Raw genomic sequence first — 26,026 nt, 5'->3', positions numbered from 1 at the left:
GATGAAGAATCTCGGCAACATGATGAAGCAGGTCCAGCAGATGCAGGAGCGCATGCAGGAGATGCAGGCGCAGCTGCAGGAGCTGGAGGTCGAAGGCTCCAGCGGGGCCGGGATGGTCAAGGTCAGCATGACCGGCAAGGGCGAGATGAAATCGATCAAGATCGATCCGTCCCTCGTCGATCCCGCCGATACAGAGGTGCTGGAGGACCTGATCCTCGCCGCCGCCAACGACGCCAAGGCGAAGGCGGACGAGAAGATGCAGGAGGAAATGCAGAAGCTGACCGGCAGGATGCCGCTGCCCCCGGGCTTCAAGCTGCCGTTCTGACCCCCGCGACGGCAGACGGCGTTCCGGCATGGATGAACTCGATCGCGTGATGCATTACCTGGCGAAGCTGCCGGGTCTCGGCCCGCGCTCCGCGCGCCGGGCGGTGCTGCATCTGCTCCGCAAGCGCGAGACGCTGATGCGCCCGCTCGCCGACGCGCTCGGCCAGGCGGCGGAGGCGGTCACGGACTGCTCCGTCTGCGGCAATCTGGATGCCTCCGATCCCTGCCATATCTGCCGCGACGAGAAGCGCGACGGCTCGGTCATCTGCGTGGTCGAGGATGTCGGCGACGTCTGGGCGCTGGAACGGGCCGGGGCCTTCTCCGGCCGTTACCACGTGCTCGGCGGACTGCTTTCCGCTCTCGACGGTGTCGGGCCGGAGGATCTCAATATTGAGTCGCTCGTGACCCGCGCGCGGGCGCCGGAGGTGAAGGAGATCATCCTCGCCATGGACGCGACCGTCGACGGCCAGACCACGGCGCATTATATCTCGGACCGGCTCACCGGAACCGGGATCTCGATCACACGCCTCGCCCGGGGCGTTCCGGTCGGCGGCGAGCTCGACTATCTCGACGACGGGACACTGACCCAGGCGCTCAAGGCGCGCCGGGAAGTCTGATCATGGATGATAGCAAGGCCCGTTTGCGGGCGACTGCGATCGGTTTCTCCGCCGTCCTGATGTGGGCGACGCTGGCGCTCTTCACCGCGCTCTCGGGCAAGGTGCCGCCGTTCCAGCTTCTCGCCATGTGTTTCAGCGTTGCCACAGTGATCGCCTGCATCTTCTGGCTGGCGCGGGGACAGAACCCGCTTACCTACATGCGCCAGCCGGCGCCGGTCTGGCTGCTCGGGGTCGGCGGTCTGTTCGGCTATCACTTCTTCTATTTCCTTGCGCTCCGCAACGCGCCGGCGGTCGAGGCCGGTCTGATCGCCTATCTCTGGCCGCTGCTGATCGTCCTCTTTTCGGCGCTGCTGCCGGGCGAACGGCTGCGCTGGTTCCATATCGCCGGCGCCGTTCTGGGGCTCGGTGGGGCGGCACTGCTGGTCACCCGCGGAGAGACGCTGGAGCTTGATACGCGCTATTCCCTCGGCTATCTCGCGGCCTGCGTCTGCGCGCTTACCTGGTCGAGCTATTCGGTGCTCTCGCGCCGTTTCGGGGCCGTACCGACCGAGGCGGTCGGCGGTTTCTGTGCCGTGGCGGCCGTGCTCGGCGCGCTCTGCCACCTCGCTTTCGAGCAGACCGTCTGGCCGGAAGGCACGCTGGAATGGGCCTCTGTGCTGCTGCTCGGCCTCGGTCCGGTCGGCGGCGCCTTCTTTACCTGGGATTACGGCGTTAAGCGCGGCGACATTCAGGCGCTCGGCGCATCCTCCTACGCGGCACCGCTGCTCTCGACGCTGCTGCTGATTCTCGTCGGGCTGGCGCCTTTCACTTTCGTGGTGGCGGCGGCCTGCCTGCTCATTGTCGGCGGCGCCGTGCTCGCCTCGAAAGACATGATCTTCAAACCGAAGACCGTCCCGGTGACGATCGCGGAGGACCCAACATGATTGTGCGCACCGCTCTTCATTTCGCTCCGGAGCCTGGTGATGCTTCCCGTCTGGTCGGCCGCCAGGTCGCCAATGCCGGGTTTCTGAAAGCCTATCTTGAGCATGCTGCGCCGGGCGAGGTGCCGATCCACGCCCTTCCGGCGGATTTCGAGCAGTTCCGGGCGGCCTTCCCGACCGGCCGGACCTTGCGTCATCTCTCCGCGGCACAGCCGCGGGCGCTCATGGGCGCGGGGGGACTTTTCATGCCGGGGCCGGCGCTGGCGAAACGGGCCTGGCATCGCCAGATCCTCGGTCGCGGACGCTACAGTCTTTCCGGCGTGACCCACGCCATGGCCTCTACACGCGCGCAGGATGCGGTGCGCGAGATGATCACCGCGCCGATGGCGTCCTGGGATGCGCTGATCTGTACCTCGGAAGCGATCAAGACGCTGGTGCAGTCTCTTGCGGCGGAATATGTCGAGGCTCTCAGACCGGTTACCGGTGGAAATCCGCGGTTCCAGCCGCAGCTTCCGGTGATTCCGCTCGGCGTCGATACGGCTGCGCTCGCGGCCATCGCCGAGGCGCCCGGACGCGCCTTCCGGACCGCGCACGGGATCGCGGAGGACGGTTTCGTCCTGCTCTATCTCGGGCGTCTCAGCTATCACACCAAAGCGCATCCGATCCCGCTCTACCGGGCGCTGAGCCTGCTGGCGCGCCGGACCGGCCGCGCGGTCACGCTGATCGAGGCCGGCTGGTACTACAATCCCGAGACCGAGGCGGCGTTCGACGCAGCGGCGAAGGCGATCGCGCCCGAGATCTCAATCCTCAAGGTCGATGCCCGCGACGAGGCGGCGAAGGCGGCGGTGCTTTCGGCGGCCGACGCCTTCATTTCGCTCGTCGACAACGCCCAGGAGAGCTTCGGCATCACGCCGGTGGAGGCGATGGCGGCCGGGCTGCCGGCAGTGGTCAGCGACTGGGACGGCTATCGCGACACGGTGGTCGACGGCGAAACCGGGATGCGTGTGCCGACGCTGATGCCGCCGCCAGGGGCCGGTTACGAATATGCCTGGCGCCATGCGTCTGGCGAACACGATTACGATGTCCATATGGGACTGGTCGCGCAGCATGTGGCGGTCGACATCCCGAAGACTGTCGAGGCGCTGGCGGCGCTTGCCGGGGCCCCGGCAAAGGCGCGCGAAATGGGTGAGGCGGCCGCGAAGCGTGCCCGCGAAATCTATGACTGGCGGGTGATCGTGAAGGCCTATGACGCGCTCTGGCAGGAACTGGCCGAGCGCCGGGCGTTCCATTCCGAGGAAGAGGGGCGCGAGGTCCCGCAGATGGCCGATCCGTTTGCGGTATTTGCCGGTTTCGCCAGCGAAACGATCAGGCCGCCTTTCAGCGTTCGACCGGTCGAGGACGCGGAAAAGCTGCTCGATCTGCTGGCGGTCTCGCCGATCGCGGCGATGGACCGGCGCAGTCTCGACGACGGCCGGGCCCTGGTCGCCGCGATGCGGCAGCAGGGGCCGATGGTCATGGAGCAGGAGCTGTCGCAAGCGCAGATCGCCGAAGCGGCGCGGACCTTCCGGGCGCTTGCCTGGCTCCTGAAAATGGGTGTGGTGGAAAAGGTCTAGCGGGGTGTCCGCGGCGTCGGGCGCCAGTCCGGCGGGGCCATTTCGAAGCCGGAAAATTCGAAGGCCGGTGCCACTGTACAGCCGGCCAGCGTCCATTCCCCGAGGCTTTCCGCGGTCTGCCACCAGCCTTCCGGGACCACGACCTGCGGCTTCTCCCCCGCGAGAACGTCCGGGCCGAGGCGGTGCGCTTCGGCATCATGGCCGTTCGGCGAGAGCGTCAGGGCGAGTGGCGCGCCGGCGTAGTGATGCCAGATCTCCGTCGCGTCATTGACCCGGTGCCAGGCGGAGAACTCTCCGACGGGCAGCAGGTAATAGATCTGGGTCACGGTCCCGCGGCCGCCGTCCGCGGGAGCATGGCGATATGTTTCGGCATAATAGCCGCCCTCGGGATGCGGCTGCATCCCGAGCTTCTCGATGATGGCTTTCCAGTCGGCGGTGCTCATCCGGTCAGGCCGGCTTGGTTTCCTGCATGGATTTGCGCTCGGAGAACTTGCCGTACCAGGCGGCGAGCGCCGGATAGCTCTCGCGCCAGCCCATGTCGCCATACCGGAAATCGAGATAGCCGCAGGCGCAGGCGGCGGCGATGATCCCGGCATTGATGCCGTCGCCGAAGGAGGCGGCCTCGCCGTCCAGCGCCTTCAGTGCGCCGTGGACCTTCTTCATCTGGCCGTCGACCCAGTCGTCCCACTGCTTCTCCGCCGGGCGCAGGCCGCGCTCGTAGCGGGCGTTGACCGCGGAATCCATCATGCCCTCGGCGGTCGCCTCGAGCCGCAGCACGTCCCAGCGCGCCTCGCCGCTCGCGGGATAATAGCCGCAGGAAGGGGCGAGAGAGACGAGATACTGGGTAATGACCCGGGAATCATAGAGCGGCTTGCCATTGTCCATCACCAGGGTCGGGATCCGGGTCAGCGGATTGGCGGCGGCCAGCACATCGCTCTGGTCGACCACGGAGGTCGTGACCTTGACGAACTCCACCTTGTCCTCGAGCCCGAGCTCTTTCAGCGTGACCAGAACCTTGCGGACATACGGAGATGCCGGCGAATAGATGAGTTTCATGCGATTTCGCTCCCTTGCATGACCCGGTTCGGTGAACCGGGAGTCTCGATTGTAGATCTCAGAAATTGTCCTTGCGCTTGCGCACCTCGGCGAAGACGGCGACCGGGTCGGCGCCTTCCATCCCGATGGCGGCGGCGAGGTCCGGTTTGTCGGCGCGGAGGAACGGATTGGTCTCCAGCTCCTCGCCGATGGTGGACGGCACCGTCGGCTTGCCGTCGGCGCGCAGCCGGTCGATCTCGGAGGCCTGGGCCTGCAGCTTGGTGTTCCCGCCGTCGACCGAGAGCGCGAAGCGGGCGTTCGACTGGGTGTATTCGTGGCCGCAATAGATCCTCGTCGAGGGCGGCAGGGCGCGCAGCTTCTTCAGCGAGGTCCACATCTGTTCCATCGTGCCCTCGAAGACCCGCCCGCAGCCGAGCACGAAGAGCGTGTCTCCCGAAAGCAGGATGTCGGAATCCGGGAAGAAGAAGGCGATATGGCCGCTGGTATGGCCCGGGGTCTCGAAGATCTCCGCCTTGTGCCCGGCGAACTCGAAGCTGTCGCCCTCGGCCAGCGTGATGTCCATGCCCTTGATCCGCGCTGTCTCGGACTTCGGCCCGACCAGCGTGCAGCCGTATTTCGCCCGCACCGCTTCGTTGCCCTCGGTATGGTCGCCGTGATGGTGCGTGTTGATGATATGGCTCGGTTTCCAGCCGCGCGCGTCGAGGGCCGCGATCACCGGAGCGGCCTCGCCCGGATCGACCACGGCGGTCGCGCCGCTGTCCGCATCGTGAAGCAGGTAGACGTAGTTGTCGGATCTTGCGGGGACCAGCACGACTTCCAGCTTGGACATGACCTTCTCTCCTCTGCGGGGGACAGGAGCGCGGACCGTAGCATCAACCTTTTGACGCGGCCAAGCTGCGCACTATGATCCCTTCGCGACAAGTGAACTGCCGGCTTGGAACATGTTCAACGACGCCGTCGATCTCTGGGATTTTTACGGCACGCGGGTCGGCCAGGTCGCCCGCCGGATGATTCGCCGCCGTATCCGCGAGCTCTGGCCCAACACGAAGGGCGAGACCGTGCTCGGGCTCGGCTACGCGACGCCGTTCCTGCGTCCCTTCCGGGACGAGGCCGAGCGGGTGATCGCGATCATGCCCTCCCAGCAGGGCGTGCTGCACTGGCCGCGCGACGGCAAAGGGCTGGTCTGTCTCGCCGACGAGGCCGAGCTGCCGCTTCAGGACGTTTCCGTCGACAGGGTGCTGCTGGTCCATGCGGTGGAATGCACCGAGCAGCTCCGCGCGATGCTGCAGGAAGTGTGGCGTGTGCTTGCCGGGAACGGAAAGATCCTCGTCGTGGTGCCGAACCGGCGCGGGATCTGGGCGCGGCTCGACCGCACGCCCTTCGGACACGGCCATCCCTATTCGCCATCCCAGCTCTCCCGCCTTCTGAAGGACAACATGTTCGCGCCGTCGCTGACCGCGCACGCGCTCTACATGCCGCCCTCGAACTCGCCGCTGCTGCTGCGGTCGGCACCGGCCGTGGAAAAACTGGGGGAACGCTGGTTCAACCGCTTTTCCGGTGTGGTATTGATCGAGGCAACGAAGCAGATCTATGCCCGTCCGAAAGGGCGGGCGGTGCGCATACGCCAGCTTCTGCCGCTGCCGGGCCGCCGTGCCCCGGCGCTGAACGCGGCCGGAAGCCGTCGCGGCGTGGCGCTCGGACATCTAGGGAGGACAGAAAAATGATCGTGATCGCCGTCAATCTGATCGTCGCCGAAGCGGACGCGGACGCGTTCGAGACCCGGCTGCGCAAGCATGCCGCCAACAGCCTGACCCAGCCGGGTTGCAAGGGCTTCCTCGTCGCCCGCGACCAGGAAAAGCCGGGCAGCTTCCATCTCTGGGAGACCTATGACGATCTGGACGCGTTCGAGGAACACAAGAACGCCGGCTTCATGGCCGATTTCCGGGAATATTCGACGCCGCTGGTGAAGGAGCGCCATCTCGCGATCTGCGATCTGGTGCCGGGTGGCGTTGCCGAGCATGAGGGCCTGGTCGTCTAGAAAACGGCCCACGGCTTCACTGCCATTCAATCCCGGCGGCGTACCGATTTCCGCCAGCCGGTGATCAGCTTGCTTGAATTCGGCGTCTGCCGCCGCTATTGCTGTCCGCCGCGCCGCAATCGGGAACGCTGCGGGGCACGGTTTCTCTCGCCGGGCGTTTCGGGTCCGGCCGATGCTTCGATGGGAAGGCATATCCGGTGAGCACGCTCGACGACCTGAGGCGCGAGATCGACGGGATCGATGAGGCCCTGCACGATCTTCTGATGCGCCGCGTCGAGATCGGCAAGCGGGTGGCCGAGGCCAAAGGCGGCAATCGCGGGCCCTATTTCCGTCCGGGACGGGAAGCGCAGATCATCCGCCGGCTCGTCGCGCGCAACGAATCCTATCTGAACATTCCGACGTTGATCCGCTTCTGGCGCGAGATCCTGAGCGCGAACCTGAACATGCAGACCCATGTCCACGCCGCGGTCTTCATGGCGGAGGGCGCGGAGAAGGTCTACGACCTGGCGCGCGACCATTGCGGCATTTCCGCTTCGATCGAATGCATGAACGATGCCCGGCAGGTGCTGGATGCGGTCGCATCCGGTGCGGCGACGCTCGGCGTGCTGCCGGGCTTCCCGATGACCGTCGCACGATGGTGGCCGCTGCTGCTTTCCGACAGGGCAGAAGGCACGGCGCCGCGCATCATTGCGCGGCTTCCTTTTTGTGAGACCGGGCCCGAGGACGGGGTGAACGGTTTTACCGGCGACGCCTTCATCGTCGCGGCCCAGGAACCGGAAACCTCGGGCGAGGACCGGACGCTTTTCGCCGTTCCCGCGGAGCTTGCCGTCGAGGGCGAGATCGTCGACGAGGCGGACGGCTTCAAGCTGGTCGAGCAGGCAGGTTTCCTTGAGGCTCCGCTGGGGCTGGAACGACATATGGGCGGCCGGGAAGGCGAGGTGCCCTATTACCGCATCGGCGCTTACGCGGTCCCGGTTCACGCCGGTTGATCCTTCCGGCCCACGGCCGGTCCTGCTTTCCCGTTCCAGTTTTTCATACGAGCGACAGACCGATGTCCACGATCAAACCGAAATCCTCCATCGCGACGATGGTGAGCTACACGCCGAACCATGGCGGCGCCAAGAAACCCGGAAAGGTGATCCGCCTCTCCGCCAACGAGGGCGCGCTCGGCATGAGCCCGAAGGCCCTCGCGGCCATGCACTCCGCCGATCCGGACCTGCACCGCTATCCCGCGGTCGCCGCCAGCCGTCTCGCCGAGGCGGTCGGACGGCGCAACGGCATCGACCCGGCGCGCATCGTCTTCGGCTGCGGCTCCGACGAGCTGATCCAGGTGCTCTGCCTCGCCTATCTGGAGCCGGGCGACGAGGTGATCTACACCCAGTACGGCTTCCTGGTTTACCCGATGGCGACCCGGATCGCCGGCGGCGTGCCGGTGGTGGCGCCCGACGACGAATACACGGTCAGCGTCGACGCCATCCTGAAGGCAGTCACCGACCGCACCCGGATGGTCTTCCTCGCCAACCCGAACAATCCGACCGGGACCTACATTCCGCAGGACGAGGTGAAGCGCCTGCGCGCCGGATTGCGCGACGATATCCTGCTCGTGCTCGACGCGGCCTATTGCGAATACGTAACGAAAAACGACTATGACAGCGGCATCGAGATGGTCGAGAGCCACGACAACGTGGTCATGCTCCGCACCTTCTCGAAGCTCTACGGCATGGCCGGGCTGCGGCTCGGCTGGGCCTACGGCCCGAAGGACATCGCCGCGACGCTGGAAAGCATCAAGCAGCCGTTCGGGGTGAATTCCCTCGCCATCGCGGCGGGGATCGCGGCCGTCGAGGATCTCGCCTTCCAGGAGGCCGTGGTCGGGAGCAACAACAAATGGCTGCCCTGGTCGGTCGAGAAATTCACCGAGCTCGGTCTGGAGCCGCTGCCGACGGTGACCAACTTCCTCCTGCTCCGCTTCCCGGAGACGGACGGCAAGACCGCCGAAGCGGCGCGCCTGTTCCTCGCGGAACGGAACATTCTGGTGCGCGAGATGGGGGGCTACGGCGTGCCTGATACGGTGCGGCTCTCGATCGGCACCGGCGAGGAAATGCGCGAGGTCGTCGACGCGCTGGCCGACTTCCTCGGCAAGGAAAGGCCTGCGTCATGAGCGAGAGCGACTTTCCCAAGGACAAGCCGGTCTTCCGGCGGCTCGCGGTCATCGGCTGCGGCAATATCGGCTCCTCCGTCGTCCGCGCGGTGCGCGCGGCCGGAAACGGCGCAGCCCATGTCGCGGTCTTCGATCCCGATCCTGCGGTACGGGCGCGGGTGCGTGAACTCGGCATCGCCGACAGCGTCCATGACGGCATCGTCGAGGTGGTCGAGGGCGCGGATTGCGTCGTGCTCTGCTCTCCGGTCCGGACCTACGGCGCGATCACCAGGGAGATCGCGCCGCATCTCGCCAGGGGCGCGGTGCTGACCGATGTCGGCTCGGTGAAGATGGCGGTGGTGAAGGATGTCGCGCCGGAGGTGCCGGACGGCGTCCATTTCGTGCCGGGCCACCCGGTCGCGGGTACGGAGAAGTCCGGTCCCGATGCCGGTTTCGCCGAGCTCTTCCAGGGCCGCTACTGGCTGCTGACGCCCGAACAGGGCACGGACGAGGGAGCTGTTTCCAGGCTGGTCGAGCTCTGGTCCCGCGTCGGTGCCATTGTCGAGGTGATGGACGCGGCCTATCACGACAAGGTTCTGGCCCTGACCTCGCACCTGCCGCACCTGATCGCCTACACGATCGTCGGCACCGCCTTCGACGTGGAGGAGCAGGAGCGCCAGGACGTGATTCGCTTCTCGGCGGGCGGTTTCCGGGATTTCACACGCATCGCCGGGTCCGATCCGACCATGTGGCGGGACATCTTCCTCACCAACAAGGATGCGGTGCTGGAGATGCTGCAGCGTTTCAACGAGGACCTGACCGCGCTGCAGCGGCAGATCCGTTACGGGGAAGGCGACAAGCTGTTCGACTTCTTCACCCGGACGCGCGACGTCCGCCGCAGCGTCGTCGAAGCGCATCAGGCCGGCAGCAACCCATGGGGGCCGGGCGCCAACGGCGATCACCCGGCTTCAGAAACCGGGAAGCCGAAATAGCGTAAAGGGGCCGGCGCTCACGCGCCCGTCCTGTGCCGCCACCGGGACGCTGACGATCCGCGTCCCGTCGCTGGCGCTGGTCCGGCTGAAGGCGCCGAGCACCAGCTTTGCGATCTCCGCCGCGTCCTGCTTCAGGTGACCCGCCTCGACCAGATCCTGGATCGCCTCGTCGAACCCCTTGACCTCAAGCGTTCCGGCGCCTTCCGGGCGGAGCAGACGGTCCAGCGCCAGCGTGGCGCTGAGGCGGAGGCCGACCGGATCCATTGCGAGCGTGAAACGGTCGATCTCCAGAATTCCGCCACTGTCCCGCCAGAGCGCAAGATCCTCGCTGTCCGTGCCGGTCAGGACGCCGCGCAGCGTCGCTTCCATGGCGAGCGCCGCGTGTTGCGCCTTGGTGCCCATCGCGGCGAGGGCCGGGCTTTCGATGCGGGTCGCCGTCAGGTTGACGACGGCGGAGGCTTCGGTGTGATCCCTGATCGCCTCCGCCTGGTCGACCGTGAGGGAGGCGGCGACGAAGCGGGCGGCCTCGCGCGGGCCGCGTCCGTCGCCCTTGCGCTCCGAGGTCAGCAGCCCGCCGAGCACGGTCAGGCGCGCATGCTCGAGCACGCCGGAGCCGTAAAAACTCGTTTCCAGTTGCGTGCGCGGGGCGGCCTCGAGGGTGACGACCGTGTCGGTGTCGAGGTTGCGCTGGCGCGCGGTGACCGGGGTTTCCGCCGTAAAGGTATAGTCGAGCGGCGCCCAGGGCTTGGCGACCGCCCTCAGTTTGCCGAGTTCCACGGTCTCTGAAATCCGGCCCCGCCGCCGCTCGTAGGCGACATCGGTCGCCAGCACGGACATCTCGAACGGAAAGCCTTCGAAGCGCAGCTCGCCATAGGCGACCTGGTTGCCGCGTGCTTGTTCCTCCGCCGCCCAGTCCTCGATCTTGCCTTCCAGCCAGAAGGCGGCGGCGAACCAGTTCCCGACATAGGTCAGCACCGCGAGGGCGAAGATGAACGACAGAACGGTACCGATGCGTCTCTGGCGCTTGTGCGGCGGGGGCGTCGGGATTATCTCGGAGATCATCTTGTTCATGTGCTTTCCGTGAAGTCCGCCAAGTTATGACCTCAGATTGTGGCGATCTATGGGTGTTCGGTTACGGCTCGCTGATGTGGCGGCCGGGCTTCGAGTATCTCGAACGGGTGCCGGCGCGCCTGCAGGGCTATCACCGGGATTTCTGCGTCTGGTCGCACCGTTATCGCGGGACGCCGGAGCGCCCCGGTCTGGTGCTCGGCCTCGACCGTGGCGGTTCCTGCCGCGGTATCGCCTACCGCGTGGCGGAAAGCAAGCGCGAGCAGGTGCTCGCCTATCTGCATGAACGGGAAATGATCACCGGCGTCTACACGCCGCGGGTTCTGCCCGTGAACGCCTGGGGCTCTGGCCGCCGGGTCGGGGCGCAGGCCTATGTTGTCGACCGTGGCCATGCGCAATATGCCGCCGGACTGACACCGGAAGAGCGCGCGGCGCTGATCATCCAGGGCCACGGCACGGCGGGGCCGGGACGCGAGTATCTCGCCAATACCGTGGGCCATCTGGTCGAACTCGGATTGCCGGACCGGCGCCTGGAGCACTTGCTGTCGCTGGTCGAGCGGATGCTGGACGGCTCGCTGGCGATGCCTGCCGCCCCCGCCGGGCCGCCGGCGCATCCCGCGAACCGCCCCGGCGTGCGGCCGGAAAAACCGATCTGATGCCTCAGACCTTTGGCAGGCGCAGGCCGTTGGCGAGCTCGAAATAATCCGGATGGTCCGGCGCGATGAAGCCGTTGCGCAGCAGATAATCGATGATCGCGAGGTTGCAGTTGTACTTGAAGGCGTCGGGCTCGGTTTCGACGATCCGCATCACCTCGCCGATCGGGAGCAGTTCGAAACTCTCGACCTCTCCGTCGACCGCCTGAGGCACGAAATCCGGGTCGAGTTCCAGGTCGTAGGTATAGAACATGTGCCGCCGGAGCCCGGCCTGAACCGCCATCCTGTAGCTGATGACGCCGGTCGGCCGGGCCGTTGCGGCAATCTCCGCCGGTATGCCCGCCTCCTCGGCGCACTCCTTCAGCAGATTGTCGAACGCAGAGATGCCGGCGGGGTGGCCGCCCGCGACCATGTTGTCCAGCTTGCCGGGATAGGTCGCCTTGTCCCGGGCCCGGCGTGCGATCCACATGAAGGTGCCGTCGACCCGGCGGACGATGCCATTCAGGTGGAAGCCCTTGTTTACAATGCCGAATTCGGTGGCGGCACCCCGATCGAGAATGGCAAGCGGGTCCGCATCGGGATGGGTGAGGACCGGGTAGAATTCACCGCGTGCCTTCGCGGCCAGTCCGGCTTCGCGCAGGGTTTCCGAAGCCTCGGCGAGTTTCTCGCTGAGCTCCTCGAAAGTTCCCGTCGGGAGCGCAAGACCGGCTTCGGATCGGGTGAAACCGCATTCCTGGAGTTTTTCCGCGATCGCGTGCGGGACCAGCCCGACTTCTGCGTCTCCGATGGACCAGGGACAATAATCGGCAGGATCGTGCGCATTGCAGACCCGGAGATGATGCAGGAAGCCGCTCATGCTCCGGGCCGCTTTCCGGCTTCGAGCTTCAGGAGAAGCGTTTTTCCGAGACCAGCACCGAGGTGACCGAGACCATGCTTCGCATCACGGCGGCGGCGTGGTCGCGCTGCGCATCTGTCAGTCCCTGGACCTGCAGGTCGATGGTGAGCTCGTCGCGCCGCCGGCCGCCGAGATCGCTGTGCCAGCGCGTCGGGATCAGGCCGAGTTTGGCGAAGGTCTCCAGTACGCGGGGCATCACCGAAGGTTCGGCGCGGGCCTGTACGGAAAAGCAGGCAGTCACATCCGCTTCGTTCGCGGGTTCGGGAAAAACAGTATGAAAAGAAGGGGATACAGCAACGTCTTGCATGACAAAACCACTCCGGTCGCGGGGGTCGAATAAGGGAAAACAGCACTGGCCCGGCCCTATCAGAGGACCGGGTTGCTAATTCGCCCGATAATTCGACCGGCCAGACGCCGGAGAGGTTGGCTGTTCATGAGCGTGACCCTATTGCCACCGCCCCGCGCCGTCAAGCGCGGGTAAGCTTCTCGAGCGCCTCGTTGAGCTGGCTCATGCGCTGATGGTCGCCGAAAGGCGAGTCCGGATGGAACACCAGGGCAAGCCGCCGGTAGCGTCCACGGATCGCCTTCTGGTCCGGAACCGCGGTCGGGGCGAAGCCCATGACATGCAGCGCCTCGCTCCGGCTGGTGATGCCGTTGCGCAGGGGTTCAAAGGCGAGATCCCCGATAATCCGCTGCAATTGCTCAATATCTTCTTCAAGGCGGGCCCGCGTGGCGCCGTCGTTCTGGCGCCGCTGACGGTCCTCTGTGCTCTCAATCGAGAGTTGGCGGTCGCCTTCCGCCATCTTCAGCGACAGCGCGAGGGCGCGCCGAAGGCGGGCGATGTCGTAACCGATCGGCAGACGCAGCTGCAAACGCGGTTTCCGCCGCAGAGTGCGGCCTTTCGAGGGGCCCGACTGCAATTTCACCACTTCGCGGTCGTCCGGCGCCGGTTCCCCGGGGTCTTCCGTCGCCATAACGGTCTCATTCGGGATCAACATCAGGACGGCACGCGCCAGATCGGCGACGCTGGCGCCCTGTGAATCCGCAAGTGCAGTTACGCGATCCCGGAATGCGCTGGAACAGGGGACGATATAGGACTGGCTTTTCTTGTAGTTAATTGAAATAGCTTCGTTTTTCCGGTTGGGGGCGGTGTAGGCGAGGACTGAATCGTCAGGCATTTGGGATCACGAATCCTACTACAATTTGCGGTTCAGGCGCCCCGCATAGCAAATCTTGGGGGGCAACCGGAAGTCTATTTCGGATAAAAAGCCAGAATCAACTGATAAAAGAGTTACAATCAGTCGAATCTGTTTCGTTTTCGGTCCGAATTGTTAACGCGGGGTAAATTTTGCTCGGGAATTAAGGCGCATTTTTGTCAAATCGTTGCGTCTTTGGCGATGTGGCGGATTGACGCCCGTCACGCTTGGCACTGGTCTTCGACGCTGTGCCGTTCTATATCGGCGGCATGTCAGTCTTCGTCATCATCCTCATGGCCATCGCCCTCCTGCTGGTGCTCGGCACCCTCTTCGGCGGTCTCGTGTCCATGGCGCGCGGTGGTCCCGACGGACCGAGGCGCTCAAATCGTTTCATGCGATATCGCGTGTTATTTCAATTCCTTGCGGTCGTGCTCTTCATGATCGCCCTGGCCTTGTCGCGGTAGCGTCCGGCGTCCGGCGCAAATAGTTTCGGAGGCGTTCAGATGGTCCGGCTCACCAAGATCTATACCCGCGGCGGGGATGGCGGAGAGACCTCGCTCGGCGACGGAAGCCGGGTCAAGAAGCACTCGCTGCGCCCGGAAGCCTATGGAACCGTGGACGAGGCGAACAGCGTGATCGGCCTTGCCCGCCTGCATACCTCAGGTGCGGGCGCCGTCGACGAGATGTTGGCCCGCATCCAGAACGATCTGTTCGATCTCGGCGCCGATCTGGCGACCCCGGAACAGGAAAACCCGAAATGGGAGCCCCTGCGCATCGGTGCGGCCCAGGTCGAGCGGCTCGAGCGCGAGATCGACGCCATGAACGAGACGCTGAAGCCCTTGGATTCCTTCATTCTGCCCGGTGGAAAGCCCGCCGCGGCCTACCTTCATCTGGCGCGGACCGTGATCCGCCGGGCGGAGCGGGCGATGACCGCGCTGGCCGAGCAGGAGCCGGTCGGGGCCAATGCCATCAAGTTCGCCAACCGGCTTTCCGACCATCTGTTCGTGCTCGCTCGGCACATCAATGATGACGGTGCGGCGGACGTTCTCTGGGTTCCGGGCAAAAACCGCTGAATTAAGACGGCTTTCCCCGATGTCGCATTGAGGTCAGAAGGCGGCGGGGTTAGCTTGACAGGCGAAAAACGCATCGCCTATGACCTGCTACCGCATATGAAACTCAAATCTCTTTCGGGGTCGCCATGAAGGTTCTCGTACCCGTCAAAAGGGTCATCGACTACAACGTCAAGGTTCGCGTGAAGGCGGACCAGACCGGGGTCGAACTCGCCAACGTCAAGATGTCCATGAACCCCTTCGACGAAATCTCCGTCGAAGAGGCGATCCGCCTCAAGGAAGCCGGTACCGCGACCGAGGTCGTCGCCGTCTCGCTCGGCGTCCAGCAGTGTCAGGAAACCATCCGCACCGCGCTCGCCATGGGCGCCGACCGCGGCATCCACGTGCTACATGACGGCGATCTGGAGCCGCTGGCCGTCGCCAAGATGCTTAAGGCCGTGGTCGAGAAGGAGCAGCCGCAGCTTGTCATTCTCGGCAAGCAGGCGATCGACGACGACGCCAACCAGACCGGCCAGATGCTGGCCGCGCTGCTCGGCTGGGGCCAGGCCACCTTTGCCTCCAAGATCGAAATGGGCTCCGGCGAAGCCAAGGTCACCCGCGAGATCGACGGCGGTCTCGAGACCATCTCGGTGAAGCTGCCGGCGATCGTCACCACGGACCTGCGTCTGAACGAGCCGCGCTATGCGTCGCTGCCGAACATCATGAAGGCGAAGAAGAAGCCGATCGACCAGATGACGCCGGCCGATCTCGGTGTCGATCCGGCGCCGCGCCTGCAAACCCTGAAGGTCGAGGAACCGGCCAAGCGCGAAGCGGGCGTGAAGGTCGCCGACGTCGCTGAGCTGGTGTCCAAACTTCGCAATGAAGCAAAGGTGATCTGATGAGCGTTCTCGTCGTTGCCGAACACGATAATTCGGAAATCGCCCCGGCTACCCTGAACGCCGTGACCGCCGCGACCCAGATCGGCGGCGACGTCGCCGTGCTGGTGGCCGGCAGCGGCTCTTCCGCCGCGGCTGAGGCCGCCGCGAAGATCGCCGGCGTCTCCAAGGTTCTGCATGCGGATGCCGCGGAATATGCCAACGGCCTTGCCGAAAACGTCGCTCCGCTGGTCGTTGCGCTCGCGTCCGGCTACAGCCATGTCCTCGCCCCGGCGACCAGCTTCGGCAAGAACGTGATGCCGCGCGCCGCCGCCATGCTCGACGTGCAGCAGATCTCCGAGATCTCCGCCGTCGTCGATGCGGACACCTTCGTGCGCCCGATCTATGCCGGTAATGCGATGGCGACCGTGAAGTCCTCCGACTCCGTCAAGGTCATCACCGTCCGCACCACCGCGTTCGACGCCGCTGCGGCCGAAGGCGGTTCCGCCGCCGTTGAAGCGGCCGACGCCAAGGGCGATGCTGGCCTGACCTCCTATGTCGGAGCCGAGCTCAGCAGCTCCGAACGCCCGGAACTGACCTCCGCGAAGATCGTCATCTCCGGCGGTCGCGGGATGCAGAACGGCGAAAACTTCAAGATGCTGGAAGAAGTCGCGGACAAGCTCGGTGCCGCCGTCGGCGCGTCCCGTGCCGCCGTCGATGCCGGCTTCGTGCCGAACGACTACCAGGTCGGCCAGACCGGCAAGGTCGTTGCTCCGGAGCTCTATGTCGCCGTCGGCATCTCCGGCGCGATCCAGCACCTCGCCGGCATGAAGGACAGCAAGGTCATCGTCGCGATCAACAAGGACGAGGAAGCGCCGATCTTCCAGGTCGCCGATTACGGCCTCGTCGCCGATCTGTTCGAAGCGGTTCCGGAACTCAGCAAGGCGCTGGACGGCTAACAGCCGCAAATACTTGACAGCCAAGCGGTGCCGGGCGTCCCATGCGACCCGGCACCGGCCGGCCGCCCGGCCGATGCCCCGACGAAACGGGGAGAGCGGATATGGACGTGCGCACAATCGGCGTGATCGGAGCCGGGCAGATGGGAAGCGGCATCGCCCATGTCAGCGCGCTTTCCGGGCTTGATGTCCGCCTGCTCGATATCGAGGACGCACGGCTCTCCGAAGCGGTCGAGAAGATCGACCGGGACATGCGCCGCCAGGTCGCCCGCGGCAAGATCGCGGACAGCGACGTCGATGCCGCGATGAAGCGGATCTCCACCGGAACGGATTACGGGATATTCGGCGCCTGCGACATCGTCGTCGAGGCGGCGACCGAGGACGAGTCGATCAAGCGCGAGATCCTGAAGACCCTGGTTCCGCATCTTTCCAAGGACGCGATCATCGCGACCAACACCTCCTCGATCTCGATCACCCGCCTTGCAGCGGTGACGGACCGGCCGGGACGGTTCATGGGCATGCATTTCATGAACCCGGTGCCGGCCATGCAGCTGGTCGAGCTGATCCGGGGCATCGCGACGGAGCAGGATACCTTCGAGACCGTCCGCGCGCTCGCCGAAGCGCTCGGCAAGACGGTTTCGGTCGCCGAGGATTTCCCGGCCTTCATCGTGAACCGGATCCTGCTGCCGATGATCAACGAAGCGATATACACGCTTTATGAAGGCGTCGGGTCGGTGCACTCCATCGACACCGCACTCCGGCTCGGTGCCAATCATCCGATGGGGCCGCTGCAGCTCGCCGACTTCATCGGCCTCGATACCTGCCTCGCGGTCATGCACGTGCTCTATGACGGGCTGGCGGACAGCAAGTACCGTCCCTGTCCGCTGCTGGTGAAATATGTCGAGGCGGGCTGGCTCGGCCGCAAGACCGGCCGCGGCTTCTATGACTATTCCGGCGACGAACCGGTGCCGACGCGCTGATTTTCCGTACGTCGCCAGGAAATATTTGCCGGGTAGGCAGGAATTTCCTTGCATTTCGATATAATTTTAGATAATTCTTGTGAGCCTGCCAAAAAGGCAGGTCAAAACGTCCTTTAGAAGGAAGGATATGTCCAATGACCGACTCGGTTGCCGAGAAGGCTTTACGCCTACTCCAGATATCCGTTGCCGATATCGAAGGGAGAGAGAGCCAGGTGGCCCTCGCTCTCAGCACTGCCGTTCACACTGGAAATTCGATCGACAGGATCTTCGCGCGGCAGCGCTTCGATAGTCTCGATCTCTATACAAGAAAAAGAATCAAGGGGCGCGCGATCCAAGAAGCCCAGACGTTCTCGGTGCACTGACAGAGAGAGGTCAGCAGCGCTGTTGTCGGGGGTCTGGCAGCCGGCTTGAGCAGAATTCTGCCTCCGGCTTCTCGGATGGGGTGCGCCTAGCGCAGGAGTCCGAGATCGCGATAACAGCGCTCTGCCCCGCTGTGCAACGGGATCGCGATCCCGTCCAGAGCGGAGTTCAGCTTGACGTTCCGGCCTTGGGGATGGCCGGCGGCAAGCGCCTTCAGCGTGTGCTCGTTCCAGAGTGCGCGGCAAATGTCGTAGACCAGCTGTTCGGGGAGCGTCTCCGGAACGATCCACTGGCTGCCGACGGAGAGCGTCGCGACCTCGCCGACACCGGTATAGGTCCCGGACGGGATGGTGTAGCGGGTGAGGAAGCGGTGCGTGTCGAGCAGCTTGTCGACCGCCGGTCCGTCGAGGGTCAGCAGGTCGACATCGTGATCTTCCGCGGTCGTCGCCACAAGCTCGCTCGGCATTCCCGAGATCTGAAACAGGGCGTCGAGCTCGTTCTTGACCAGAAGATCCACCGCTGGTCCCGATTTGAGATAGGACGCGATCATCTGGTTTTCGTCGATGCCATAGGCGTCGAAAATGTTTCGCGCCATCACCAGCAGTCCCGATCCCGGCTCGTCGATCGAGACGCGCTTGCCGATCATGCCCTTCACGGACGCGATCTTGGCGTCGCGCCGCACCAGCACGTGCAGCACTTCCGGATAGAGATGGGCTAGGGCCCTCAGGTTCTTCATCGGCGGCAGGCCATCGAACGGGCCGGTACCGGAATAGGCCGCATAGACGATGTCGGCCTGCGCGAAAGCGGACGTCATGCGGCCGCTTTCGACCGCTGTGACATTGTCCACTGAACCGCTGGAACTCTGGGCGGAGGCGACCAGATTCTCCACCCCGCAAACCGCGTTCTCCGCGCAGGGCGGGGAGCCGGGAGGACGGGAAATCGCATTCGCGATCTCTGTGCCGAGCGGATAGTAGGTGCCGTCGACTCCGCCGGTCGCGATCTGGAAGAAGATCATCTTCTGCTGCGCGGCGGCGGTTCCGGATCCGGCCGGGCCATACCCCACCAGTACCGCAGCCTGAACCAACATGAAGAGGAACAGGGTCGGGCGGGTGAGGTGCGGCATCGTTGTCCGGTCTCGGTGCAAAAGGCGTCGGATGTTCCCGACTATACCTACTATGAGCTTGAAGTGTAATACTTAATCAGCTCTTTCGCGGCTGCGGAATCCCACTCGGCGTCACCGACCAGTCGGCCCCGGATGGTTCCGTCCGGGCCGATCAGGTAGGTGGTCGGCAGGCCGGGAGCCTTGAAGGCGCGCAACAGGTCCGCCTTGCTGTCCGCGGCGGAGCGCAGATTGGCGATGCCGAGCTTTTCGAGGAACGGCTCGTAGATCCGGGCGCCGCCACGGTCGATAGAGATGAGGACGACTTCGAAATCGGGACTGCCCATTTCCGCGTTGAGCCGCTCGAGCGAGGGCAGTTCCTTCACGCAGGGCGGGCACCAGGTCGCCCAGAAATTCACCAGAACCGTCTTCCCGCGATACGAGTCCAGCTTGATGGGTTGGCCCTCGGCGCTTATGAAGGGGATGTCCGGCGCTGGGCGGTCTTCGGCGCTGGGTACGAACTTGACCATGTCGCCCTGCTGCGGCGGCTCCGCTCGGGCCATTCCGGCCTGCGACGCGAGCGCGGCGGCGAGCATAGCGGCAAGCGCGATCTTCCTGACCGTCACTGATGCAATCCAAGACACGGGGCATTTCCCTCCATGAGTAAACGGCACAACGACCCCCAGCACGAAGGCGCCAGCACGATCTGGGGCGGCCGCTTCGCGTCCGGCCCGGCGGCGATCATGGAGGAGATCAACGCCTCCATCGGTTTTGATCGCCGTCTTTCGGCCCAGGACATCCAGGGCTCGATCGCCCATGCCGAGATGCTGGTCGCCCAGGGCGTGCTCAGCGCTGAAGATGGTAAGGCGATCCGCCTGGGTCTAGAGCAAATCGACTCCGAGATCCGCAACGGCGACTTCAAATTCTCGCGTTCGCTGGAAGATATCCACATGAATGTGGAATCCCGCCTCTCCGAGCTGATCGGCGACGCGGCGGGCCGTCTGCACACCGCACGGTCCCGGAACGATCAGGTGGCGACCGATTTCAAGCTCTGGGTCCGCGGCGCGCTCGACTCCGTCGACGAGAGCCTGACCCAACTGATCGCGGCGCTGATCGAGCAGGCGGACAGGAACGCCGATGTCGTGATGCCCGGCTTCACCCATCTGCAGACCGCGCAGCCGGTTACCTTCGGCCATCATCTGCTGGCCTATGTCGAGATGTTCGGCCGTGATCTCGGCCGTTTCCGGGATTGCCGCGCGCGAATGAACGAATGCCCGCTCGGCGCCGCCGCGCTCGCCGGCACCTCCTTCCCGATCGACCGGCATAAGACCGCCGCTTCGCTCGGCTTCGACCGGCCGGCGGCGAATTCGCTCGATGCCGTCTCCGACCGCGATTTCGCGCTCGAATTCCTGTCCGCGATGTCGATCTGCGCCACGCACTTCTCGCGTCTCGCCGAGGAAATCGTCATCTGGACCAGCGCCCAGTTCAACTACATCACGCTCTCGGACGCCTTCACCACCGGCAGCTCGATCATGCCGCAGAAGCGCAACCCGGACGCGGCCGAGCTGGTGCGCGCCAAGGCCGGCCGGATCATCGGCGACATGAACGCGCTGCTGATTGTCATGAAGGGCCTGCCGCTCGCCTACGGCAAGGACATGCAGGAGGACAAGGAGCCGGTCTTCGACGCGGTCGATTCCCTCGGTCTCTGCATCGCCGCAACCGCTGGCATGATCCGCGACATGAAGGCCAATCCGGAGGAAATGCGCGCCTCGCTGAAGGACGGCTTCCCGACCGCGACGGACCTTGCCGACTGGCTGGTGCGGGCGATCGGCATGCCGTTCCGCCGTGCCCACCACGTCACCGGCACCATCGTGAAGCTGGCCGAGGACAAGGGCTGCGGGATCGAGGAGCTGAGCCTCGCGGACATGCAGGCGGTCGAGCCGAAGATCAACAAGGGTGTGTTCGATGTGCTGACGGTCGAGGCCTCGGTCTCGAGCCGCACCAGTTACGGCGGCACCGCGCCAGCAAATGTCCGCGACCAGGTCGCCAGGGCGCGGGAACGGTTCCTCGCCTGAGGAACCGAACGGGAGAAGTGCGATGCTGAAACGGATCACACGGTTTGGACTGCTCTTTCTGCTGCTCGCCGGCCTGGCGCTGAGCCAGGCGGCCTGCGGGAAGAAAGGCAACCTCAAACCCCCGCAGGGCTCGCCCTCCGATTTCCCGCGCACCTACCCGACGCAATAAGACGCCAGGATTCCAGTCAAATGAGTGAGCAAGTCTCCTATCAGGACGGCGCGCTGCATGTCGAACAGGTCCCGTTCGCACGCATCGCCGAAGAGGTCGGCACGCCGGTCTATGTCTATTCCGCAACCGGAATGACCGCGCGCTACCGTGCGCTCGAAGCCGCCCTCCAAGGGCTGCCGGTCTCGATCTATTACGCCATCAAGGCGAACTCCAACCTCTCGGTGATCAAGCTGTTCGGCGATCTCGGCGCCGGGATGGACGTGGTCTCCGGCGGCGAGCTGGCGCGCAGCCTGCGCGCGGGCGTTCCGGGATCGAAAGTGGTCTTTGCCGGCGTCGGCAAGACGGCCGAGGAGATGGCTTTCGCGCTGGAGTCGGGCATCCACCAGTTCAACGTGGAATCCGAACCCGAGCTGCGCTTGCTGAACGATGTCGCCGCCTCGAAGGGCGTCGTGGCGCCGGCGGCGATCCGGGTCAATCCGGATGTCGATGCCAAGACCCATGCCAAGATCACGACCGGCCGCAAGGAGAACAAGTTCGGCATCGACATCGCGCGGGCGTCGGAGATGTTCGAGCTGGCGGTGACGCTGAAGAACGTCTCGCTCAGGAGCATGTCGGTCCATATCGGCTCGCAGCTGATGGACGTCACGCCCTACCGCGCCGCCTACGAGCGGCTGCGCGGCGCGACGCTCTCGTTGCGTCAGGCTGGCCACGTCGTCGACCATCTCGATCTCGGCGGTGGCATCGGCGTTTCCTACGATGGCAGCGCGCCGCCGGACCTTGCCGACTACGCGGAGATCGTGAAGGACACGGTCGCCGACCTCGATTGCCGCCTCTCGATCGAGCCGGGCCGCTATCTGGTCGGTAACGAAGGCTACTTCCTGACCCGCGTGCTGTTCGTGAAGCACGGTGCCGAACGCCGGTTCGTAATTGTCGACGGCGCGATGAACGATCTGATCCGCCCGACCCTCTACGAGGCCCATCACGAAATTGTCACCGTCGAGGAAAGTCCGGCAGCGGGTGAGTCCGGGCTTGTCGACATTGTCGGCCCGATTTGCGAGAGCGGCGATTACCTGGCACGCGGCCGGAAGTTCGGCGCGGTCTCCGAAGGTTCGCTGGTCGTTCTTAAGTCGGCCGGAGCCTACGGGGCGGTCATGAGTTCGAACTACAATTCGCGGCCGCTCTGCCCCGAAGTCCTGGTCGAAGGCGACAGTTTCCGGGTGGTGCGCCGCCGGCAGAGTTTCGACGAGATGCTGGCCCTTGAAGAGAGGCTCGACTGACCCACTTCCGTATGCGAGTCCCTTGACCCTCCCGGCGTCTCCGGGAGAAGATCGAGGATCGACAGGTTCCCGTGCCGCCGCGGGTGGTTGACGCCAGCGGGGGAGGCGGTCGGGATCCGTCCCTCACGACACGGCGAAACGCCGGGGATGGGTCTTTGCATGCGTGACGGTGCCCGGACGTTTCTTCCCTACCGCCCCAAGCTCTGGGTGACCGGTATCATTATGGCCTGGGAACGGTTCTTCCCCGCTTTCAGGTGGCCGCTCGCCCTGATCGGGCTGTTCCTCGGGCTCGCTCTGCTCGAAGTCCCCCAATCCATCGCGGAAGTGACCGGCGGGCTGTTGCACGCGGCCCTGCTTCTGCTGGCCGTCGTGGTATTCGTGGTTGCCCTCAGAAAGAGCATCCAGGACTTCTCCTGGCCCGACGAGGAACACATCCTGCGCCGGCTCGAAAGCTGGTCGGGGCTTCGGCACCGGCCGCTTTCCGCCCTGAGCGATCATGTCGCCGGCGGCGGGCGTACGGAAGCGGCGCTCTGGCAGGCGCATCTGAAACGGCTGGGCGACGTCCGGGCCCGGGTCCGGGTCGGCAGTCCCGAGCCGCAGGCCGCGGAAGCCGATCCGATCGGATTGCGCACCGTGGTCGGCCTGCTTCTCATCATCGGTCTGGTCGCGGGCTGGCAGAATCCGGGAGAGCGGCTGCGCGCGGCGATGCTGCCGGATCTGAGCGGTACGGGCAGCGCGCCGGTGTCGCTCGCCGATGTCTGGATCAGTCCGCCGGACTATACCGGCAAGCCGCCGATCCTTCTGACCCGGCCGGCCGCGGCAAAAGCCGAAGCCGGACCGGAACCCGAGCCCGAAACCGTGGCGATCCCGGTCGGCAGCCGCTTCCTCGCGACCGTCAACGGGGGCGCGGAGACCCCGGTCCTGGTGATCGAGGACGGGGTAGAGGCCGGTGCCGTCGACAAGAGCGCGGACGGGGTCTCGCAAGGCCGGTCCGAGCGGATCGCGTTCGAAACGATCGCGCCGGAAAGCCATCAGATCGAGGCGCCGATCGCGCGCGGGACCCGTCTCGCGGTGACCCAGGACGGCGATCCGATCGCATCCTGGCAGATCAACGTGTTGCCGGATCTGGCCCCTACGGTCTCTTTTCCCGAGGCTCCGTCCGCATCCGAGCGCAACGCGCTCGTTCTCCGCTACGAGGCCGTGGACGATTACGGCGTGGCGAAGGTCCGCGCCCGCATTCACCGTCTGGTCGACGGCGCTGTGACGGACGAGGCTCCCATCGAGATCGCAATGCCCGCCGTCGCCGGCGACCGGAAGGATATTTCCGGCCGCAGCTTCAGCGATCTGACGCCGCATCCCTGGGCCGGCCATCAGGTCCGGATCACGCTCGAGGCCGAGGACGATATCGGCCAGAAGGGCGTCAGCGATCCTGTCGATATGCCGCTGCCGGAGCGGGTCTTCACCCACCCGGTGGCCCGCGCGGTGATCGAGCAGCGCAAGCGTCTGGTGACGGAGCCGGAGGAACGGATCGACATTTCCGAAATCCTGCTGACCCTCGCCGCGCGGCCGCACCATTACTTCAACGACACGGTGGTCTTCCTCGGCCTGAAATCCGCCGCCAGCCGGCTCTATTTCAATGCGCCGGACGCGGACGGGATCGCGGCATTGCAGAAGCTGCTCTGGGACGTCGCGCTCCGCATCGAGGACGGGGACGTCTCCACCGCGCTGCGCGATCTCCGCGAGATCGAGCGCAAGCTGCAGGAAGCGCTGGCCGGCGACGCCAGCGACGAGGAGATCGAGCGTCTGATGGAAGAGATGCGTCAGGCGATCGACAAGTATCTGCAGGCGATGGCCGAGCAGATGATGAAGCAGGCGCAGCGCGGCGATCAGATGGAACGCCAGCAGGTCGACCCCAACCAGATGCTCCGCCGCGAGGATCTGATGAAGATGCTCGACCAGATGCGCGACATGGCGAAGACCGGCGCCCGCGACGCGGCGCGGCAGATGCTCTCGCAGCTCCAGCAGATGATGGAGAACCTGCGCATGGGCATGCAGCAGCAACAGCAGATGTCGCCGCAGCAGCAGGCGCTGCAGGAAATGATGCGGCAGCTGAACGAGCTGTCGCAGCAGCAGCGCGACCTGATGGACCGGACCTTCCAGGAAGGCCAGCGCCAGCGTGGTCAGCGTCCGGGAGATCAGGCGCAGCGCGGCCAGCGTCCGGGCCAGCAACCGGGGCAGCAGCCCGGGCAACGCGGCCAGCAGCCGATGCCGGGCCAGTCTCCGGGGGGCGGCGACGGCGAGATGACGGCCGAGGAACTCGCGGCCGAACTTGCCGAGATGCAGGAACGGCTGCGCAAGCAGCTCGGCGAGTTCATGCGCAAGGTCGGCGAGGGGCTGGGGCAGATCCCGGAAGGCTTCGGGCAGGCAGAACAGTCCATGCGCGATGCGACCGAAGCACTCGGAGAGAATGCGCCTGGCCAGGCGGTCGGCCCTCAGGGCGACGCGCTGAGCCAGATGCGCCAGGGGGCGGACGCCCTGAACGAGGCGCTGCAGCAGATGGCGAACGGCGAGGGCCAGGAAAACCCGAACGCGCAGGCGAGCGAGAGCGACGATGTCGACTACGATGATGGCGATCCGCTGAACCGCCGGCGCACCGGCTACGGCTTCAACGACAACAGCGATGTCGAGATCCCGGCGGAAAGCGATATCCAGCGTGCCCGACGGATCTTCGACGAGTTGCGCGAACGCTCCGGCGACCGCTCGCGGCCGACGCTGGAGCTGGACTACATCGAGCGGCTGCTCAAGCGCTTCTGATCAGTAGCCGAGGCCGCCGCCGAGCGATTTCGCGGAGAAGGTGACGGTCACTTCCGCGGCATCCGCGCCGGGCTGCGGCAGTTCATATTGGAACGTCGTCTTCTCGCCTGGCAGGATGACCTGGTTCTCCGTCTGGAAGAGCCATTCCTGCATGATATCGCCCTGTCTGCCGGTCAGTTTTCCGGCCAGCGTCGGCACGGTCTGCAGCTGCTCGGTCGGATTGCGGATCTCGCCCTTCACCAGCAGCAGTTCGATGGAATCCTCCGCCTTGCGCCATGCGGCGACATTCTGGATCACGAGACCCTCGCCGATGACAGGGACGCCAAGACCGACACTCTGGTAGAGCCGGTCGACCGGCGGCCAGGCGCCGACCAGCGCCGCGCGGGCGCCGAACAGCGTGCCGAGCCCGGCGACGATGACCACTGCGGCTGCGGCCGCGATCAGGCCCTTGCGCTTGCGTTTCGGTTTGCCGGAGAGCGGCATCCGTCCGCGCGGGATCGGCGGCGCGCTGAACACGCCTTCATGGTCCTCGCCGTCCTCTTCCTCGAAGGCCGGCGGTGCGTCCGGGTCGGCCTCGCCGCTGCCGAAGCGGGCGAAGGGGACGACCTCCTCCTCTTCCGGCGGGCTTTCCTCGACCTCCGTCGCAGCCGGTTCCTTCGCCGGCTTCTTCGGCGCCGCCTTCTTCTTCTTTTTCGGCGCCTCCTCCTCCAGCATCTGGTGCCATTGATGGCCGCATTTGCTGCACCGGAGCTTGCGGCCCTTGGGGCCGATCGCCTTGTCCGGCACGCTGAAGTGCTGGGAGCATTCGGGGCAGTTGACTTTCATGGCTTTCCGATATCCGAGACCGCACGGCAACACTATAC

The 26,026-nt window shown here is 65.3% G+C and carries 30 protein-coding genes; 20 read left to right on the top strand and 10 right to left on the bottom strand.

Features of this window, described 5'->3' with window-relative positions; genetic code table 11:
• Position 1: 1 nt before the first annotated feature.
• The 4 genes from JJ959_RS04795 to JJ959_RS04780 are packed head-to-tail and all read left to right on the top strand — an operon-like array spanning position 2 to position 3,474.
• Complete coding sequence (locus JJ959_RS04795; protein WP_292880464.1) at positions 2-325, top strand: YbaB/EbfC family nucleoid-associated protein; 324 nt, start codon at positions 2-4, stop codon at positions 323-325.
• Between the two features lie 28 nt (positions 326-353).
• Positions 354-941 (top strand): recombination mediator RecR, encoded by a 588-nt coding sequence (gene recR, locus JJ959_RS04790; RefSeq protein WP_292880200.1) that lies wholly within the window; start codon positions 354-356, stop codon positions 939-941.
• A gap of 2 nt (positions 942-943) precedes the next feature.
• Positions 944-1,864 carry an EamA family transporter gene (locus tag JJ959_RS04785; RefSeq protein WP_292880197.1) on the top strand — a complete coding sequence of 307 codons (921 nt, stop codon included), beginning with the start codon at positions 944-946 and terminating at the stop codon, positions 1,862-1,864.
• Positions 1,861-3,474, top strand: a complete 1,614-nt coding sequence (locus tag JJ959_RS04780; RefSeq protein WP_292880194.1) for a glycosyltransferase family 4 protein — start codon at positions 1,861-1,863, stop codon at positions 3,472-3,474. The genes JJ959_RS04785 and JJ959_RS04780 overlap by 4 nt, the downstream gene beginning before the upstream one ends.
• On the opposite strand, the gene JJ959_RS04775 is transcribed toward JJ959_RS04780, so the two are convergent.
• From JJ959_RS04775 to gloB, 3 genes are read right to left on the bottom strand one after another with little or no spacing between them, the layout of a single operon-like run.
• Entirely contained in the window at positions 3,471-3,917 is a 447-nt protein-coding gene (locus JJ959_RS04775) for a cupin domain-containing protein (protein WP_292880191.1), read from the bottom strand. The two genes, JJ959_RS04780 and JJ959_RS04775, sit on opposite strands and share 4 nt — an antisense overlap.
• Positions 3,918-3,921: 4 nt before the next feature.
• The gene (locus tag JJ959_RS04770) at positions 3,922-4,530 is read right to left on the bottom strand and encodes a glutathione S-transferase (protein WP_292880189.1); all 609 of its coding nucleotides are present in this window, start codon (positions 4,528-4,530) and stop codon (positions 3,922-3,924) included.
• Positions 4,531-4,588: 58 nt separating this feature from the next.
• Positions 4,589-5,359 carry a hydroxyacylglutathione hydrolase gene (gene gloB / locus JJ959_RS04765; protein ID WP_292880187.1) on the bottom strand — a complete coding sequence of 257 codons (771 nt, stop codon included), beginning with the start codon at positions 5,357-5,359 and terminating at the stop codon, positions 4,589-4,591.
• Between the two features lie 112 nt (positions 5,360-5,471).
• Here gloB and JJ959_RS04760 point away from each other — a divergent pair, with 112 nt between their 5' ends.
• The 5 genes from JJ959_RS04760 to JJ959_RS04740 all read left to right on the top strand — a co-directional run bounded on the left by JJ959_RS04760 (position 5,472) and on the right by JJ959_RS04740 (position 9,697).
• Positions 5,472-6,254: a methyltransferase domain-containing protein gene (locus JJ959_RS04760; protein WP_292880185.1), complete on the top strand. Its 783-nt coding sequence runs from the start codon at positions 5,472-5,474 to the stop codon at positions 6,252-6,254.
• Positions 6,251-6,568 (top strand): antibiotic biosynthesis monooxygenase, encoded by a 318-nt coding sequence (locus JJ959_RS04755; protein WP_292880183.1) that lies wholly within the window; start codon positions 6,251-6,253, stop codon positions 6,566-6,568. The genes JJ959_RS04760 and JJ959_RS04755 overlap by 4 nt, the downstream gene beginning before the upstream one ends.
• Before the next feature lie 197 nt (positions 6,569-6,765).
• Positions 6,766-7,557, top strand: a complete 792-nt coding sequence (locus JJ959_RS04750) for a chorismate mutase (protein WP_292880180.1) — start codon at positions 6,766-6,768, stop codon at positions 7,555-7,557.
• A gap of 62 nt (positions 7,558-7,619) precedes the next feature.
• Entirely contained in the window at positions 7,620-8,726 is a 1,107-nt protein-coding gene (locus JJ959_RS04745) for a histidinol-phosphate transaminase (protein WP_292880177.1), read from the top strand.
• Positions 8,723-9,697 (top strand): prephenate/arogenate dehydrogenase family protein, encoded by a 975-nt coding sequence (locus JJ959_RS04740; protein WP_292880174.1) that lies wholly within the window; start codon positions 8,723-8,725, stop codon positions 9,695-9,697. The genes JJ959_RS04745 and JJ959_RS04740 overlap by 4 nt, the downstream gene beginning before the upstream one ends.
• Here the strand turns inward: JJ959_RS04740 and JJ959_RS04735 are convergent.
• On the bottom strand, positions 9,674-10,768 hold the full coding sequence (locus JJ959_RS04735; RefSeq protein ID WP_292880171.1) for a DUF2125 domain-containing protein: 1,095 nt from the start codon (positions 10,766-10,768) through the stop codon (positions 9,674-9,676). The genes JJ959_RS04740 and JJ959_RS04735 overlap by 24 nt on opposite strands.
• 26 nt (positions 10,769-10,794) lie before the next feature.
• Here JJ959_RS04735 and JJ959_RS04730 point away from each other — a divergent pair, with 26 nt between their 5' ends.
• On the top strand, positions 10,795-11,421 hold the full coding sequence (locus tag JJ959_RS04730; RefSeq protein WP_292880168.1) for a gamma-glutamylcyclotransferase: 627 nt from the start codon (positions 10,795-10,797) through the stop codon (positions 11,419-11,421).
• Between the two features lie 4 nt (positions 11,422-11,425).
• On the opposite strand, the gene JJ959_RS04725 is transcribed toward JJ959_RS04730, so the two are convergent.
• From JJ959_RS04725 to JJ959_RS04715, 3 genes are all read right to left on the bottom strand, one after another.
• Positions 11,426-12,274, bottom strand: coding sequence for a DUF4743 domain-containing protein (locus JJ959_RS04725; protein ID WP_292880165.1), 849 nt, complete (start codon positions 12,272-12,274; stop codon positions 11,426-11,428).
• Positions 12,275-12,302: 28 nt separating this feature from the next.
• Positions 12,303-12,509: a hypothetical protein gene (locus tag JJ959_RS04720; protein ID WP_226893681.1), complete on the bottom strand. Its 207-nt coding sequence runs from the start codon at positions 12,507-12,509 to the stop codon at positions 12,303-12,305.
• 271 nt (positions 12,510-12,780) lie between these two features.
• Positions 12,781-13,491 (bottom strand): J domain-containing protein, encoded by a 711-nt coding sequence (locus JJ959_RS04715; protein WP_292880160.1) that lies wholly within the window; start codon positions 13,489-13,491, stop codon positions 12,781-12,783.
• A 245-nt stretch (positions 13,492-13,736) separates the two neighbouring features.
• Between JJ959_RS04715 and JJ959_RS04710 the strand changes: the two genes are divergently transcribed.
• The 6 genes from JJ959_RS04710 (at position 13,737) to JJ959_RS04685 (ending at position 17,731) form a co-directional block, all read left to right on the top strand.
• Positions 13,737-13,973: a twin transmembrane helix small protein gene (locus JJ959_RS04710; protein ID WP_292880158.1), complete on the top strand. Its 237-nt coding sequence runs from the start codon at positions 13,737-13,739 to the stop codon at positions 13,971-13,973.
• A gap of 39 nt (positions 13,974-14,012) precedes the next feature.
• Positions 14,013-14,582 (top strand): cob(I)yrinic acid a,c-diamide adenosyltransferase, encoded by a 570-nt coding sequence (locus tag JJ959_RS04705; protein ID WP_292880156.1) that lies wholly within the window; start codon positions 14,013-14,015, stop codon positions 14,580-14,582.
• A gap of 125 nt (positions 14,583-14,707) precedes the next feature.
• Positions 14,708-15,457: an electron transfer flavoprotein subunit beta/FixA family protein gene (locus tag JJ959_RS04700; RefSeq protein ID WP_292880154.1), complete on the top strand. Its 750-nt coding sequence runs from the start codon at positions 14,708-14,710 to the stop codon at positions 15,455-15,457.
• On the top strand, positions 15,457-16,392 hold the full coding sequence (locus JJ959_RS04695) for an FAD-binding protein (RefSeq protein ID WP_292880152.1): 936 nt from the start codon (positions 15,457-15,459) through the stop codon (positions 16,390-16,392). Before JJ959_RS04700 ends, JJ959_RS04695 begins: the two co-directional genes overlap by 1 nt.
• A 101-nt stretch (positions 16,393-16,493) precedes the next feature.
• Positions 16,494-17,369 (top strand): 3-hydroxybutyryl-CoA dehydrogenase, encoded by an 876-nt coding sequence (locus JJ959_RS04690; RefSeq protein ID WP_292880150.1) that lies wholly within the window; start codon positions 16,494-16,496, stop codon positions 17,367-17,369.
• Positions 17,370-17,503: 134 nt separating this feature from the next.
• Positions 17,504-17,731, top strand: coding sequence for a hypothetical protein (locus tag JJ959_RS04685; protein ID WP_292880148.1), 228 nt, complete (start codon positions 17,504-17,506; stop codon positions 17,729-17,731).
• A gap of 86 nt (positions 17,732-17,817) precedes the next feature.
• Here JJ959_RS04685 and JJ959_RS04680 read toward each other — a convergent pair whose 3' ends face one another.
• Positions 17,818-18,852, bottom strand: a complete 1,035-nt coding sequence (locus JJ959_RS04680; RefSeq protein ID WP_292880146.1) for a TAXI family TRAP transporter solute-binding subunit — start codon at positions 18,850-18,852, stop codon at positions 17,818-17,820.
• A 50-nt stretch (positions 18,853-18,902) separates the two neighbouring features.
• Positions 18,903-19,472: a TlpA disulfide reductase family protein gene (locus JJ959_RS04675; protein WP_292880145.1), complete on the bottom strand. Its 570-nt coding sequence runs from the start codon at positions 19,470-19,472 to the stop codon at positions 18,903-18,905.
• Between the two features lie 15 nt (positions 19,473-19,487).
• Between JJ959_RS04675 and argH the strand changes: the two genes are divergently transcribed.
• The 4 genes from argH (at position 19,488) to JJ959_RS04655 (ending at position 25,163) form a co-directional block, all read left to right on the top strand.
• A complete protein-coding gene (gene argH, locus JJ959_RS04670; RefSeq protein ID WP_292880143.1) occupies positions 19,488-20,903 on the top strand; it encodes an argininosuccinate lyase in 1,416 nt (471 codons plus the stop codon).
• A 22-nt stretch (positions 20,904-20,925) separates the two neighbouring features.
• Positions 20,926-21,072 carry a hypothetical protein gene (locus JJ959_RS04665; RefSeq protein WP_292880141.1) on the top strand — a complete coding sequence of 49 codons (147 nt, stop codon included), beginning with the start codon at positions 20,926-20,928 and terminating at the stop codon, positions 21,070-21,072.
• Between the two features lie 20 nt (positions 21,073-21,092).
• The gene (lysA, locus tag JJ959_RS04660; protein ID WP_292880140.1) at positions 21,093-22,349 is read left to right on the top strand and encodes a diaminopimelate decarboxylase; all 1,257 of its coding nucleotides are present in this window, start codon (positions 21,093-21,095) and stop codon (positions 22,347-22,349) included.
• A gap of 159 nt (positions 22,350-22,508) precedes the next feature.
• The gene (locus JJ959_RS04655; RefSeq protein ID WP_292880138.1) at positions 22,509-25,163 is read left to right on the top strand and encodes a TIGR02302 family protein; all 2,655 of its coding nucleotides are present in this window, start codon (positions 22,509-22,511) and stop codon (positions 25,161-25,163) included.
• Here JJ959_RS04655 and JJ959_RS04650 read toward each other — a convergent pair whose 3' ends face one another.
• Entirely contained in the window at positions 25,164-25,988 is an 825-nt protein-coding gene (locus tag JJ959_RS04650; protein ID WP_292880136.1) for a zinc-ribbon domain-containing protein, read from the bottom strand.
• Positions 25,989-26,026: the final 38 nt, after the last annotated feature.

It is taken from the genome of Nisaea sp. (assembly GCF_017640745.1).
GTDB lineage: Bacteria > Pseudomonadota > Alphaproteobacteria > Thalassobaculales > Thalassobaculaceae > Nisaea.
This window is presented reverse-complemented; position numbering and strand designations above follow the sequence as displayed.